Genomic DNA, 16,434 nt, shown 5'->3' with positions numbered 1-16,434 from the left:
GATGCCCGCGACCCTGACCGACGAGCAGGCCCTGGTCACCAGCCTCGTGGGTGACCGGGCGGCCGGCTGGGACGTCGCCGGCGAACTGCCCGTCGACGTGCTGCGCACCCTGGGCAGCCGCGGCCTGCTCTGCGCCCAGGTCCCCACCCGCTTCGGCGGCCTGGGCCTGAGCAGCGCCGACAACGGCGAGTTCACCGCCCACGTCGGCAGCCTGTGCAGCTCCCTGCGGTCCGTGATGACCTCCCAGGGCATCGTCGCCTGGACCGTCCAGCGCTTCGGCGACCGCGAGCAGCGGCGCGCCCTGCTGGCCGAACTGACCGGCGGGAAACTCACCGCGGTCGGCTTCAGCGAACCGGGCGCCGGCAGCGACCTGGCGGCCATGCGGACCAGGATCAAGGCCGACGGCGACGGGTTCGTCGTCGACGGCGCGAAGAAGTGGGTCACCGGCACCCGTTACGCCGACTTCGTGCTGATCGTCGGCCGCTACGGCGACAGCGACGGCGCGGCCGCCGCCGTCGTCCCCGTCGACGCCCCCGGCGTCCACATCGACCCGGTCCCGCACCCGATGGGCTGCCGCGCCGCCGGCCACGCCGACATCCGCCTCGACCAGGTCCGGCTGCCCGCCTCGCACATCCTCGGCGGCGGCGGACAGCCGCTGTCGATGCTGTTCACCACCGCGCTGTCCTACGGGCGGATGTCCATCGGCTGGGGCTGCGTCGGCATCCTGCGGGCCTGCCTGGCCGCCGCCGGCCGCCACGTGCAGCAGCGGCACCAGGGCGACGTGGCACTCGCCGAGCACCAACTGGTCCGCGGCCACCTCGCCGACATGCTCGTCGCCGAACAGGTCGCCCTGCGCGCCTGCGAGCACGCCAGCCGGCAGTGGGACGCCGCCGCCCCCGACATGGGCACCATGGCCGTCCTCGCCAAGCACGTCAGCGCCGAACACGCCGCACGCGCCGCCGCCACCGCCGTCCAACTGCTTGGCTCCACCGGCGCCTCCGACGGCCACGTGGTGGCCCGCGCCTTCCGAGACGCCAAGCTCATGGAACTGATCGAGGGCAGCAACGAGATCTGCCGGCTGATCCTCGCCGACCACGTCCTTTCCACCACGAAGACCGGCTGAGCACCCGCCCGGCCCCGCCCCACCCCGCGCACGTACCGCCGTCCGCGCCCGCCCGTTACCACCCTCGGCTCGCGTCCGCGGGTGCGCGACACCCCGACGCGAGCCAAGCCCGTAGGAGAACCCGTGGCCGACAAGCCCACCCTCGTGAAGTGCCTGGTCTGGGACCTGGACAACACCGTCTGGGACGGCACCCTGCTGGAGGACCCGAGCGTCGAACCGTTCCCAGGCATCCTCGACACCCTGGTCGAACTGGACTCCCGCGGCATCCTGCACTCGGTGTCCAGCAAGAACGACCACGACCTGGCCTGGAAGCGGCTGGAGGAACTGGGCCTGGCCGAGTACTTCGTGCACCCGCGGATCGGCTGGGGCCCCAAGTCCGACGCGGTCCGCGAGATCGCCGAACGCCTCAACTTCGCCGAGAAGACCATCGCGTTCATCGACGACCAGCCCGCCGAGCGCGCCGAGGTCACCTACGCCGCCCCCGACGTCCGCTGCTACCCCGCCGACCAGGCCACCTCACTCCCTGGACGGCCCGAGTTCAGCCCGGAGACCATCACCGTCGACTCCCGCCGCCGCCGCGAGATGTACCAGGCCGGCGCCCGCCGGGAAGCCGAGAAGGAGACCTTCAAGGGCCCCGACGAGGACTTCCTGCGCAGCCTCGACCTGGTCATGGAGATCAAGCGCGCCGACCAGGAGGACATCTCCCGCGTCGAGGAACTCACCCTGCGCACCAGCCAGATGAACGCCACCGGCGTCCACTACTCCGACGCCGCACTGCGCGCCCTGCTGGCCGACCCCGACCACGAGGTGCTCACCGTCACCCTCACCGACCGCTTCGGCCCGCACGGCGCGGTCGGCGTACTCCTGCTGGAGCGCCACCCCGAACTGTGGCACCTCAAGCTGCTCGCCACCTCCTGCCGGGTGGTCAGCTTCGGCGCCGGCGCGGTCATCCTCAACTGGCTCATCGACCAGGCCGCCCGGGCCGGCGTCCACCTCGCCGCCGACTTCCGGCGCACCGACCGCAACCGCATGATGGACATCGCCTACCGCTTCGCCGGCTTCGCCGACGACCCCTGCGCCTGCCTCGCCGTGCTCGGCGAACCCGCCGCGGAGGGCGTCCAGCAGCTCCACCTGCACGCCGAGCGCCGCGACGCCCCGACCACGATGCGGCTCACCGCCCCCGAACTGGCCGCCGCGGCAGGCGAGAAGGACCCGGTCGGCTGACGCCCACCGCCCCGCACGCCCTCCCGCCCCGCCTCCTCCCCGTCGCAGCCCCCAGGTCCTCCGGCCGCCACCGCGGCCGGAAGACCGGCGGGCAGGCACCGTAGCCGACTTCCGGAATACCGAGGGACTTGTGAACGAGACCGAGCCGGTCCTGAAGGACACCGCCGCATCCGACCCGGAGCCGCTGGCGATCGTCGGTATGGGCTGCCGCTATCCCGGCCGCGTCCGTTCACCCGAGGACCTGTGGCAGCTGCTGGCCGACGGCGGACAGGCACTCTCCGGCTTCCCCGCGGACCGGAACTGGCACACCGACACCCTCTTCGACCAGGACCCGGACGGCACCGGCACCACCTACCTCACCCGCGGCGGGTTCCTCGACGACATCGCCGGCTTCGACGCGGGCTTCTTCGGCATCCCCCCGCGCGAGGCACAGGCCATGGACCCGCAGCAGCGCCTGCTGCTGGAGGTCTCCTGGGAGGCACTGGAAAGCGCCGCCCTCCTCCCGGCCGACCTCCGCGGCTCCCGCACCGGCGTGTTCGTCGGCGCCGAACCCAGGGAGTACGGCCCCCGCCTGCGCAGCGCACCCGGCACCGCCAAGGGCCACCTGTTCACCGGCACCTCGCCCGGCGTCATGTCCGGCCGCCTCTCCTACCTCCTCGGCCTGCACGGCCCCTCACTCACCGTCGACACCTCCGCCTCCAGCTCCCTGGTCGCCCTCCACCTCGCCGCCCAGGCCCTGCGGACCGGCGACTGCGCGATGGCACTGGCCGGCGGCGTGTCCGTGATGTCCACCCCGCAGAACTTCGTCGCGTTCAGCGGACTGCGCGCCCTGTCCGCCGACGGCGTGTGCCGCCCCTTCTCCGCCGCCGCCGACGGCACCGTGTGGTCCGAAGGCGTCGGCGTACTCGTCCTGGAGCGGCTGTCGGACGCGCGGCGCAACGGCCACACCGTGCTGGCCGTGCTGCGCGGCTCCGCCATCAACTCCGACGGCACCGGCGAGGGCCTGACCGTCCCCAACGGCACCGCCCAGCAGGCCGTCATCCGCCGCGCCCTGGCCGACGCGCGCCTCACCCCCGCCGACGTGGACGCCGTCGAAGCGCACGGCACGGGCACCAGGTTGGGCGACCCGATCGAGGCGCAGGCGCTGCTGGCGACCTACGGGCAGGACCGTCCCGAGGGGCGGCCGCTGTGGCTGGGGTCGGTCAAGTCCAACATCGGCCACGCGCAGGCCGCGGCCGGAGTCGCCGGCGTCATCAAGACCGTGCTCGCCCTACGGCACGGCGAACTCCCCGCGACGCTCCACGCCGACGAACCGACGCCCCGCGTGGACTGGGCGTCCGGCGGGGTGCGGCTGCTCACCGCGCCGGTCCCGTGGCCGGCCGGCTCCCGCACCCGCCGCGCCGCTGTCTCCGGCTTCGGCCTCGGCGGCACCAACGTCCACGTGGTGCTGGAGGAGGCCCCGGCGACCACGGGCCCGGCGGACGAAGGCAACGCGCCCGCTGCGCCGCGGGTCGTCTCCGGTGCGCGGGCGTGGGTCGTCAGCGCTCGTTCTGCGGCGGGGTTGGCCGCGCAGGCGGAGCGGTTGCGGGAGTGGGTCGACGGGCGTCCGGGTCTCGAACCGGCGGATGTGGCGTGGTCGTTGGCGGCGAGCCGGTCGGTGTTCGAGCACCGGGCGGTGGTGGTCGGTGGTGACCGGGCCGCGTTGGTGGGCGGGTTGGAGAGCCTTGCCGCGGGTGTCCCGGCAGGCGCGGTCGCCTCTGGCCGGGCCCGTTCGGCGGCGCGTCCGGTGTTCGCGTTCGCGGGTCAGGGGTCGCAGTGGGTGGGGATGGGGCGTGAATTGGCGGGTGTGTCGCCGGTGTTCGCGGCGCGCCTTGCGGAGTGTGCGGTGGCGTTGGCGCCGTATGTGGAGTGGTCGCTGCATGACGTGTTGGCGGGTGCGGAGGGTGCTCCGGCGCTTGAGGCGGCTGATGTGGTGCAGCCGGCGTTGTGGGCGGTGATGGTGTCGCTGGCCGCGGTCTGGGAAGCCGCCGGGGTCGCGCCCGAGGCTGTCGTGGGGCATTCGCAGGGTGAGATCGCGGCGGCGACGGTGGCGGGGATGCTGTCGTTGGAGGACGGTGCGCGGGTGGTGGCGTTGCGGTCGCAGTCGTTGAAGGTGTTGGCGGGTGCGGGCGGGATGCTGTCGGTGAGCCGGTCCGCGGGCGAGGTCGAGGAGCGGTTGGTCCGGTTCGGGGAGAGCGTGGCTCTGGCGGCGGTCAATGGGCCTTCGGCGGTGGTGGTGTCGGGTGAGCCCGCAGCTCTGGAGGAGTTGAAGGCGGAGTTCGAGGCCGAGGGCACCCGTGCCCGGATGGTGGCGGTGGACTACGCGTCCCACTCGGCGCAGGTGGACCGCCTGGAGGACGAGATCACCTCGGTCCTGGCCGGGATCACCCCCCGTCGGGGCCGGGTTCCGATGGTGTCCGCGATGACCGGGGAGACCCTGACCGGCGAGGAGTTGGACGCTGGTTACTGGTTCCGCAGCCTCCGCGCGACGGTCCACTTCGACCGCGCCGTGCGGACGTTGGCGGGCCGCGGCCACCAGCTCTTCGTAGAAGTGACCCCGCATCCCGTCTTGATGGGTGCCATGAACGACACCCTCGAAGAGGTCGCACGGGAAGCGGGCCCGGGGGTGGTGCCGGGCGCGGTGTGTGCGACGTTGCGGCGGGACGAGGGCGGCGCCGTACGGCTGCTGACCTCGCTGGCTGAGGCGTACGTCCACGGCGCCGGCGTGGACTGGACGTCGGTGCTGCCCGCCGGCGACATGGTCGAGCTGCCGACCTACGCTTTCCAGCACGAACGCTACTGGCTCGACGCCGAGCCGTCCTCGCCCGCGGCCGAACTCCCCCCGACCGGGCTCGACGCCCACCCCGTCGCCGACCCCGCGCCCGACGGCCTGCGCGGGCAGCTCGCCGGGCGGCCCCGGCCCCAACAGGAGCAGTTCGTCCTGGACCTGGTCAGGAACCAGGCCGCCGCGGTGCTGGGACACGGCTCGCCCGACGCCCTCGACCCGGCGCGCACGTTCAAGGAGCTGGGCTTCGACTCCGTCACCGGCGTCGACCTGCGCAACCGGCTGAGCGGCGCGGCGGCGCTCCGGCTGCCCACCACGCTGATCTACGACCACCCGACGCCGCTGCTGCTCTCGGCGTTCCTGCGCGGAGAGGCGCTGGGCGGCAGCGGCGCGGACGGTCCCGCTGACCCCGGCCCGACCCGGACCGGGACCGGGACCGACGAGCCGATCGCGATCGTGGCGATGAGCTGCCGCCTGCCCGGTGACGTCAGCACTCCCGAGCAGCTGTGGGACCTGCTGGCCGCCGGCGGCGACGCGGTCGGGGAACTCCCCGGCGACCGCGGCTGGGACCTCGCCCCGCCGCCCGGTTCGTCCGAGGACCGCTCCCTCGCGTCCGCCACCCGCGGCGGCGGATTCCTCACCGCGGCCGCCGAGTTCGACGCGGAGTTCTTCGGGATCAGCCCGCGTGAGGCGCTGGCCATGGACCCGCAGCAGCGGCTGCTGCTCGAACTGTCCTGGGAGGCCCTGGAGCGCGCGGGCATCGACCCGTCCGCGTTGCGGGGCACTGCGACCGGCGTTTTCGCGGGTGCCTCCGCGTCCGGGTACGGCGCCGACGCGCCCGAGGAACTCGAAGGCCACCTCCAGCCGGGCGTCACACCGAGCGTGATCTCCGGCCGGGTCGCCTACACCTTGGGCCTCGAAGGCCCCGCCCTGACGGTGGACACGGCGTGCTCGTCCTCCCTGGTGGCGCTGCACCTGGCCGCCCGGTCCCTGCGCTCCGGCGAGTGCACGCTGGCCCTCGCCGGGGGCGTCACCGTGCACGCCACCACGTCCTGGCTGAACTGGTTCCGCCGTCAGCGGGGACTGGCCGCCGACGGGCGCTGCAAGGCGTACGGGGACCAGGCCGACGGCATGGGCATGGCCGAAGGCGCCGGCCTCCTGGTCCTCGAGCGGTTGTCGGACGCGCGGCGCAACGGGCACCACGTGCTGGCGGTGGTGCGGGGGAGTGCGGTCAATCAGGATGGTGCGTCGAACGGTCTGACGGCGCCGAACGGCCCGTCTCAACAGCGGGTGATCCGGGCGGCGTTGGCGGACGCGCGCCTGACGCCGGCTGATGTGGACGTGGTGGAGGGGCACGGCACCGGTACGGCGCTGGGTGACCCGATCGAGGCCCAGGCGCTGCTGGCGACCTACGGTCAAGGCCGTCCGGACGACCGGCCGTTGCTGCTCGGCTCGGTGAAGTCGAACATCGGGCACACGCAGTCGGCGGCGGGCGTGGCGGGCGTGATCAAGCTCGTCCTAGCGCTCCGGCACGGGCTGGTCCCGCGGACCCTGCACGCCGACACCCCGTCCTCGCACGTGGATTGGGACGCGGGCGCGGTGCGTCTCGCCACCGACTCCGTGCCGTGGCCGGAGTCGGCGGACCGCCCTCGGCGCGCTGGCGTCTCCTCGTTCGGCATCTCCGGTACGAACGCGCACGTGATCGTGGAGCAGGCTCCGGCCGAGGCCGCGGTGGAGGCTGCGCCGTCTGGTGGTGTGGGGTTGCCGGTGGTGCCGTGGGTGGTGTCGGGTCGGTCGGTTGAGGGGTTGGCGGGTCAGGCGGGGCGGCTGCTGGAGTTTGTGGGGGAGGGGTGTGCGGCGGTTGACGCGGTGGATGTGGGGTGGTCGTTGGTGTCGTCGCGTGCGGTGTTGGAGCATCGTGCGGTGGTGCTTGGTGGGGATGGGGCGGAGTTGTGTGCGGGGTTGGGTGCGGTGGCGGGGGGTGTGGAGGGGCCTGGTGTGGTGTCGGGTGTGGTGGGTGGTGTAGGTCGGTTGGGGTTGGTGTTTACGGGTCAGGGTGCGCAGCGGGTGGGGATGGGTCAGGGGTTGTATGGGGCGTTTCCGGTGTTCGCGGAGGCGTTTGATGAGGTGTGTGGGGTGTTGTCGGAGCTGGTGGGTGGATCGGTGGGTGCGGTGGTGCGGGGTGAGGGCGAGGAATCGTGGCTGGGTGGGGGTGATGTGAACGAGACGGTGTGGGCGCAGTGTGGGTTGTTCGCGGTTGAGGTGGCGTTGTTCCGTCTGTTGGAGTCGTGGGGTGTGGTCCCGCAGGTCGTCGGCGGTCATTCGATCGGTGAGTTGGCGGCTGCTCATGTGGCGGGGGTGTGGTCGTTGGGGGATGCGTGTCGGGTGGTGGCGGCGCGGGGTCGGTTGATGCAGGGGTTGCCGTCGGGTGGGGCGATGGTGGCGGTGGAGGCGTCGGAGGCCGAGGTGCGCGAAGCGCTCAATGGACGGCCGGGTGTGGGGATCGCGGCGGTGAACGGTCCCCGGGCGGTGGTGGTGTCGGGGGTGGAGGACGAAGTGCTGGCGGTGGCGGGGGTGTTGGCTGGGAGGGGTGCGCGGACGCGGCGGTTGCGGGTGTCGCATGCGTTTCATTCGCCGTTGATGGAGCCGATGTTGGCGGAGTTCGGTGAGGTCGTCGCGAGTGTGGAGAGCCGGCGTCCGCGCCTGGTGATGGTGTCGGGGTTGACCGGTGGTGTGGTGTCGGAGGAGGTGACCGATGCCTCGTACTGGGTGCGGCATGTGCGTGACGGCGTGCGGTTCGCGGACGCGGTGGAGGCGATGCGCGCCGCCGGAGTAGGGACGTTTGTCGAGGTCGGTCCCGATGGTGTGTTGTCGGGTCTCGGGCCGCTGACGCGAACGGAAGACGCGGACGACTCCGACGTGGTGGAGTCGTGGACGCCGGTTCTGCGGCGCGGCCGGGATGAACCGCGGGCGCTGCTGACGGCGTTGGCGAAGGTGTTCGTCCGCGGGGTCCCGGTGGCCTGGGAGAAGGTCTACGCGGGGACGGGCGCGCGTCGGGTGGACCTGCCGACGTATGCGTTCCAGCGTCGCCGCTACTGGCTGAACCCGGCCACCAGCAGCCGCGCCGAGGACCTCGGGTTGGCGGGTCCCGGGCACGCGCTGTTGGGTGCGTCGGTGGTGTTGCCGGCGAGCGGTGGTGTGATGCTGACCGGGCGGTTGGCGCTGTCGTCGCAGCCGTGGCTGGCCGATCACGCGGTGGCCGGTCGGACGGTCGTGCCGGGTGCGGCGCTGGTGGAGATGGTGGTGCGGGCCGGTGACGAGGTGGGGTGCTCCCGTGTCGAGGAGCTGCTGAGCGAAGCCCCGCTCGTGCTGCCCGCGCACAGCGGGGTACGGGTCCAGGTGACGGTGGCGGAGCCGGACGACACCGGCCGCCGTACCGTCACGGTCCACGCGCAGGACGAGGCTGCCCCGGCCGAGGGCGAGTGGACCCGGCTCGCAAGCGGTGTGCTCGCCATCCCCGGTGAGATCCCCGCGGCAGCGGAAGCGGCCCCGTGGCCGCCGTCCGACGCCGAGCCCGTCGAACTGGAGTCCCTCTACCCGGAGTTGGCGGCACGCGGCCTGAGCTACGGGCCGGTGTTCCAGGGCCTGCGCGGCGCCTGGCGCAAGGGCGCGGAACTCTACGCCGAGATCGCGTTGCCGGAGGACGTGAGCACGGCCGGGTTCGGCCTGCACCCGGCGCTGCTCGACTCCGCGCTGCACGTGATCGTCGGCGCGGGGGACCGTACCGCCGGGCTGGAGGTGCCGTTCGCCTGGCGGGACGTCGAGCTGTACGCGACGGGTGCCAGGGTGGCCCGCGTCCGGATCGCACCGGAGGCCGACGGCGAAGGGAACGCCCTGACCCTGGCGGACAGCGACGGAACCCTGATCGCCCGCGTCGGCGGTGTCACCCTGCGCCCGTACAAGACCCCCGCCCCCGCCCCCGCCCCCGCAACGGACCACGGGCTGTACGGCGTCGAGTGGGTGCCCGCGAGCCTTCCCGACCAGGCCCCGGAATTGGCCGGTGGGCGCTGGGCGGTGATCGGCGACGCGGACGCCGTACCCGCGCTGCCGGAAGCCGCCGCGTACCCCGATGTCGCGGCGCTGGCGGCGGCCGTCGCCGCAGGCGCGCAGGTCCCGGAGACCGTCGTGGCCCTGGCCCCGGCGGCAGTTGAGCCCCAGGACGAGGACACGGCCCAGGCCGCCCGCCGCGCCGCCGCGGATGCCCTGGCGCTGGTGCGGCAGTGGCTGGCGGCCGACGCGCTGTCCGGCGCCCGGCTGCTGCTGGTCACCCGGCGCGCGGTGGACGCGGGGCCCGAGGTACCCGTGGACCTCGCCGCCGCCACGGTGTGGGGCCTGGTGCGGGTCGCGCAGACGGAGCACCCGGGCCGGATACTGCTGGCGGACGTCGACGAGGCCACCGGCGGGGCGACGGTCGAGGCCCTGCGGACCGCCGCGGCCCTGGAACTCCCGCAGTGCGCGGTGCGGGACGGCCGGACACGCGTGCCGCGGCTTGCCCGTACGGCGGCCGCGCTGCCGCCCGCCGAAGCGGAGCACAGCCGCCCGGGCACCGTGCTCGTGACCGGCGCCTCCGGCGCGCTGGGCCGGCTGGTCGCCCGGCACCTCGCGGAGAGCGGTCAGGCCGAGCACCTGGTGCTGCTCTCCCGCCGCGGCGGCGACGCCCCCGGCATGTCCGACCTCGTCTCCGCCCTCCATGAGGCGGGCGCGCGGACCACCGTCGCCGCATGCGACGCGGCGGACCGCGACCGCCTCGCCGAGGTCCTGCACGGCCTGCCGCTGACCGGGGTGGTGCACGCCGCCGGGGTACTGGACGACGGGCTGGTGTCCGCACTGACCCCGGACCGGCTGGAGTCGGTCCTGCGGCCGAAGGTGGACGCGGCCTGGAACCTGCACGAGCTGACCCGCGACCTGGACCTCGACACCTTCGTGCTGTTCTCCTCGACCGCGGGCGTGCTCGGCAACGCCGGGCAGGCCAACTACGCGGCGGGCAACACCTTCCTGGACGCACTGGCCGCGTACCGGCACCGGCAGGGCCTGCCCGCGGTGTCGCTGGCCTGGGGCCCGTGGGAGGACGGGATGGCCGGCGCGCTGAGCGACGTGGACCGGCTCCGGATGGCCCGGCAGGGGCTGCGCCCGCTGTCCGCACCGGACGGCCTGGCCCTCCTGGACGGCGCGCCCCGCACCGGTCACGCCTTGCTGGTCGCCGCCGCACTGGACCTGGCCGCACTGCGGGGCGCGGGCGAGGTCCCGCCGTTGCTGGCCGGCCTGCTGCCGCAGACGCGCCACGGCCTTGCCCCCACCCGTCGCACCGCCGCCGCCCTGGCCGCCGGCGGCCGGAGCGCGCTGGCCGCACGGCTCGCCGGACTCGGCCCCGACGAGCGGACCGAGGCCGTCCTCCGGATCGTCGCCACCCAGGCCGCGCTGGTGCTGGGGATGGCCGGCCCCGAGGCCGTCGACACCCGGCGCTCGTTCCGCGACGTCGGCTTCGACTCGCTGACCTCCGTCGAACTGCGCAACCGGTTGAACACCGCGACCGGCCTGCGGCTGCCGGCCACCGCGGTCTTCGACCACCCCACCCCGGCCGCACTGGCCCACCGCGTACGGGCGGAGTTGCTCGGCGAGGACGAAGAGGGCGGCGGGGACGGCAAGGTCACGGCTGCCTACCCGAACACGTCCGGCGCGGTGACCCGCGCCGTGCCCGCGGACGACGATCCCGCCGTCATCGTCGGGATGGCGTGCCGGTTCCCGGGCGGGGTGGCCTCGCCCGGCGACCTGTGGCGGCTGCTGGAGGCGCGCGGCGACGGCATCGGCCCCTTCCCCGCGGACCGCGGCTGGCCGACGGACCTGGTGGACCCCGACCCGGACGCCCTGGGCAAGTCCGTCTCGGGCGAGGGCGGGTTTCTCTACGGCGCCGCGGACTTCGACGCGGAGTTCTTCGGCGTCAGCCCGCGGGAAGCGGTCGCGATGGACCCGCAGCAGCGGCTGCTGCTGGAGACGTCGTGGGAGGCGCTGGAGGACGCGGGCATCGACCCGACCGGCCTGCGGGGCAGCGCCACCGGCGTGTTCGCGGGGCTCTTCTACCACGACTACCTGCCCTGGCACGCGGTCCCGCAGGAGGTCGAAGGCTACCTGGGTACCGGCAGCACAGGCTCCGTGGCATCCGGCCGGGTGGCGTACTCGCTGGGCCTGGAGGGTCCGGCGGTGACGATCGACACGGCGTGCTCGTCGTCGCTGGTGGCGTTGCACCTGGCCGCGCAGTCGCTGCGCTCGGGGGAGAGCACGCTCGCCCTGGCCGGCGGCGTGACGGTGATGTCCACCCCCGGCACCTTCATCGACTTCTCGCGGCAGCGCGGGCTGGCTGCGGACGGGCGCTGCAAGGCGTACGCGGACCGGGCAGACGGCACCGGCTGGGGCGAGGGTGTCGGTGTGCTGGTGGTGGAGCGGTTGTCTGATGCGCGGCGCAACGGGCACCGGGTGCTGGCGGTGGTGCGGGGGAGTGCGGTCAATCAGGATGGTGCGTCGAACGGTCTGACGGCGCCGAACGGTCCGTCTCAACAGCGGGTGATCCGGGCGGCGTTGGCGGATGCGGGGTTGGCGTCGGCTGATGTGGATGTGGTGGAGGGGCACGGTACGGGGACGGCGTTGGGTGACCCGATCGAGGCGCAGGCGCTGCTGGCGACCTACGGTCAGGGCCGTCCGGACGACCGGCCGTTGTTGTTGGGTTCGGTGAAGTCGAACATCGGGCACGCACAGGCCGCCGCGGGGGTGGCGGGCATCATCAAGGTGATTACTGCGATGCAGCACGGGGTGGTGCCTGCGACGCTGCATGCCGAGGTGCCGTCCTCGCATGTGGAGTGGGACGCGGGTGCGGTGGAGTTGGTGACGGAGGCGGTGCCGTGGCCGGAGACGGGTGGGCGGCCGCGTCGTGCGGGGGTGTCGTCCTTCGGGTTCTCCGGTACGAACGCGCACGTGATCGTGGAGCAGGCTCCGGTCGAGGGTGCGGTTGAGGAAGAGCCGACCAGTGGTGTGGGGTTGCCGGTGGTGCCGTGGGTGGTGTCGGGTCGGTCGGTTGAGGGGTTGGCGGGGCAGGCGGGGCGGCTGCGGGGATGGGTGACCGAGCATCCGCACCTTGAGCCTGCGGAAGTCGGGTGGTCGTTGGTGTCGTCGCGTGCGGTGTTGGAGCACCGTGCGGTGGTGCTCGGGGTGGATGGGGCGGAGTTGTGTGCGGGGTTGGGTGCGGTGGCGGAGGGCGCCGAGGGGCCTGGTGTGGTGTCGGGTGTGGTGGGTGGTGTGGGTCGGTTGGGGTTGGTGTTTACGGGTCAGGGTGCGCAGCGGGTGGCGATGGGGCAGGGGTTGTATGGGGCGTTTCCGGTGTTTGCGGAGGCGTTTGATGAGGTGTGTGGGGTGTTGTCGGGTCTGGTGGGTGGGTCGGTGGGTGCGGTGGTACGGGGTCAGGGCGAGGCGTCCTGGCTGGGTGGCGGGGATGTGAACGAGACGGTGTGGGCGCAGTGCGGCCTGTTCGCGGTTGAGGTGGCCCTGTTCCGTCTGCTGGAGTCGTGGGGCATCACGCCGCAGGTCGTCGCCGGGCACTCCATTGGCGAGTTGGCCGCTGCCCATGTGGCGGGGGTGTGGTCGTTGGGGGATGCGTGTCGGGTGGTGGCGGCGCGGGGTCGGTTGATGCAGGGGTTGCCGTCGGGTGGGGCGATGGTCGCGGTGGAGGCGTCGGAGGCCGAGGTGCGCGAAGTGCTCAATGGGCGGCCGGGTGTGGGGGTTGCGGCGGTGAATGGTCCGCGGGCGGTGGTGGTGTCGGGGGTGGAGGACGAAGTGCTGGCGGTGGCGGAGGCGTTGGCGGCGAGGGGTGCGCGGACGCGGCGGTTGCGGGTGTCGCATGCGTTTCATTCGCCGTTGATGGAGCCGATGTTGGCGGAGTTCGGCGAGGTCGTGGCCTCCGTGGAGAGCCGGCGTCCGCGCCTGGTGATGGTGTCCGGGTTGACGGGTGGTGTGGTGTCGGATGAGGTCACCGATGCCTCCTACTGGGTGCGGCACGTGCGTGACGCGGTGCGGTTCGCCGACGCGGTGGAGGCGATGCGCGCCGCGGGCGTGGGCACCTTCGTGGAAGTGGGCCCGGATGGTGTGCTGTCCGCGTTGGGGCCCGCGACGCGAACGGAGGCCGCGGACGCCGCCGTTGAGTCGTGGACGCCGGTTCTGCGGCGCGGCCGGGATGAACCGCGCGCGCTGCTGACGGCGTTGGCGAAAGTGTTCGTCCGGGGCATCCCGGTGGCCTGGGAGAAGGTCTACGCGGGCACCGGCGCCCGCCGGGTGGACCTGCCGACGTATGCGTTCCAGCGCCGCCGCTACTGGCTCAACCCGACCGCCGACACCGGCACCGACCCGGCCGGGCTCGGCCAGTCCGCCGTGCACCACCCCCTGCTCGGCGCGGCGGTGGTGTTGCCGGCGAGCGGTGGTGTGGTGCTGACCGGGCGGTTGGCGCTGTCGTCGCACCCGTGGCTGGCGGACCACACGGTGGCCGGCCAGACCGTCGTGCCGGGTGCGGCGCTGGTGGAGATGGTGGTGCGAGCCGGTGACGAGGTGGGGTGCTCCCGTATCGAGGAGTTGCTGAGCGAAGCCCCGCTCGTGCTGCCCGCGCACAGCGGCGTACGGGTCCAGGTGACGGTGGCGGAGCCGGACGACGCCGGCCGCCGTACCGTCACGGTCCACGCCCAGGACGAGGCCGCGCCGCCGGACAGCGAGTGGACCGCGCACGCGAGCGGCGTGCTCGCCCCGCCCGGCGAGGTCCCCGCAGCGGCGGAAGCGGCCCCGTGGCCGCCCTCCGACGCGGAGCCCGTCGAACTGGACGGCGTCTACCCGCAGTTGGCGGAGCACGGCCTCGGTTACGGGCCGGTGTTCCAGGGGCTGCGCGGCGCCTGGCGCAAGGGCGCGGAACTCTACGCCGAGGTCGCGTTGCCGGAGGACGTGGGCGTGGCCGGGTTCGGCCTGCACCCGGCACTGCTCGACGCGGCGCTGCACGTGATCGTCGGCGCGGGGGACCGTACCGGCGGGCTGGAGGTGCCGTTCGCCTGGCGGGACGTCGAGCTGTACGCGACGGGTGCCCGGGCGGCCCGTGTCCGTGTCGTCCCGCGTGACGACACCGTCGCCTTGACGTTGGAGGACGCCGGCGGGACACCGGTCGCCTCGGTGGGCGCGCTCGTCCTGCGGCCGTTCGACGCGACCGCCGCCGCCGTACTCCCCGAGGGCCTGTACGCGGTGGCGTGGACGCCCGCCGCGGGCACGTCGGGTTCGGGCGCCGGGGAGGGGCCGTGGGCGGTGCTCGGCGAGGAGGTCCCCGGCACGGCGGCCTACCCGGACCTGGCCGCTCTGGTGGCGGCGGTCGAGGCAGGGGCCGAGGCCCCGCGGACCGTCGTGGTGCGCGCCGTACCGGACCCGGCCGCCGGGGACGTGGCCGCGGCCGCCCACCGCACCGCGGCCGACGTCCTGGAACTGGTGCGCCGGTGGCCGTTGGTGGACGCGCTGTCCGGCGCGAAGCTGCTGGTGCTGACCGAACGCGCGGTGGACGCCGGGCCCGAGGCGCCGGTGGACGTGGCGGCGGCCCCTGTGTGGGGCCTGGTGCGGGTGGCGCAGGCGGAGAACCCCGGCCGGATTCTGCTGATGGACGTGGACGACACGGCCGTCCCCGACGCCGAACTGGCCGGCTGGCTGCGCGCCGGAGTGGAGCTGGACGAGCCGCAGTGGGCGGTGCGGGGCGGACAGGTCCGGGTGCCAAGGCTCACCCGCGCGGCGTCCGGCGCCGCTGAAGCGCCGGCCGCCGGCGCCGGGAGCCGTGCGGGCACCCTCCTGATCACCGGTGCCTCCGGTGTGCTGGGCGGCCTGGTGGCCCGCCACCTCGCGCGGACCGGGCGGGCCGAGCACCTGGTGCTGGTCTCCCGCAGCGGCGGTGAGGCCCCCGGGCTGCCGCAGCTCCTCGCCGACCTCGACCGCTGCGGCGTCCAGGTCACCGTCGCCGCCTGCGACGCGGGCGACCGCTACCAACTCGCCGACGTGCTCAAGGGCGTGCCGCTGACGGGGGTCGTGCACGCGGCCGGCGTGCTGGACGACGCGTTGCTGGCGACCCTCACCCCCGAGCGGCTGGCGGCGGTGCTGCGGCCGAAGGTCGACGCGGCCTGGAACCTGCACGAGCTGACCCAGGAGATGGGGCTGGAGCTGGACACGTTCGTGCTGTTCTCCTCGATCGCGGGTGTGGTCGGCAATGCAGGTCAGGCCAACTACGCCGCCGGGAACACCTTCCTGGACGCGCTGGCCGCCCACCGCCGGCAGCAGGGCCTGCCCGCCCTCTCGCTGGCCTGGGGCCCCTGGGAGAACGGCATGGCAGGCCGCCTCACCGACGCCGAGCACCGGCGGCTGGCCCGGCAGGGGCTGCTGCCGCTCACCGACGCGCGCGGCCTCGCCGTCCTGGACGCCGCCCTCGGCCGGTCCGAACCGCTGCTGGTGGCCGCCGAGTTGGACCTCGCCGCGCTGCACCGCTCCGGCGAGGTCCCCGCGCTGCTGTCCGGACTGGTGCGCGGCCCGCGCGCCACCGGGACTGCCCACCAGGCCCCCGGCGGCCGGCGCAGCGTCTCCGGCCAGGCCGCGGCGCGGCAGGAGTTCGCCGAGCGGCTGGCCGCGATGGGCCGCGGCGAGGCCGTCGAGACCCTGCGCGACCTCGTCCTGGCGCAGGCCGCCCGGGTCCTGGGCATGTCCGGGCCCGGCCGGCTGGACCCGGAGCGCTCCTTCCGCGACGTCGGCTTCGACTCGCTCACCGCCGTCGAACTCCGCAACCGGCTGAACGAGGCCACCGGACTGCGCCTGCCGCCCACCGCGGTCTTCGACCACCCCAGCCCGGCCGCGCTCGGCGGGCTCCTCGCGGAGGAGATGCTCGGCGCCCCGCCGGAGGAACCCGACGCGCTCGCCGCCCACGCGGGACTCGACGCGGTCGAGGCGTCCCTCGCCGGGCTGATGGCCGACGAGTCCGTACGGACCCGTGTCACGGCCCGGCTCAGGGACCTGCTCGGCGCGCTGGACACCACCGCGGCCGACGGCGACCACGGCAGCTCCTCGGTCGCCGACCGCATCCAGTCGGCCAGCGACGACGACATGTTCGACTTCATCGACAACCAGCTCGGGCTCTGAGTACGTCGCCGTACCACCGTGC

The 16,434-nt window shown here is 74.1% G+C and carries 3 protein-coding genes; all 3 read left to right on the top strand.

Annotation, left to right across the window (positions count from 1 at the left end):
• The first annotated feature begins 1 nt into the window (after position 1).
• Positions 2-1,123, top strand: a complete 1,122-nt coding sequence (locus AC3EVP_RS05685; RefSeq protein WP_335984208.1) for an acyl-CoA dehydrogenase family protein — start codon at positions 2-4, stop codon at positions 1,121-1,123.
• Between the two features lie 123 nt (positions 1,124-1,246).
• Entirely contained in the window at positions 1,247-2,347 is a 1,101-nt protein-coding gene (locus AC3EVP_RS05680) for an HAD-IIIC family phosphatase (protein ID WP_435126780.1), read from the top strand.
• A 130-nt stretch (positions 2,348-2,477) separates the two neighbouring features.
• Positions 2,478-16,412, top strand: coding sequence for a type I polyketide synthase (locus AC3EVP_RS05675; RefSeq protein WP_435126778.1), 13,935 nt, complete (start codon positions 2,478-2,480; stop codon positions 16,410-16,412).
• Positions 16,413-16,434: the final 22 nt, after the last annotated feature.

This window comes from Actinacidiphila sp. bgisy144 (assembly GCF_057708105.1).
The sequence above is the reverse complement of the archived record's forward strand: the minus strand, read 5'-3'. Positions and strand labels throughout refer to the sequence as shown.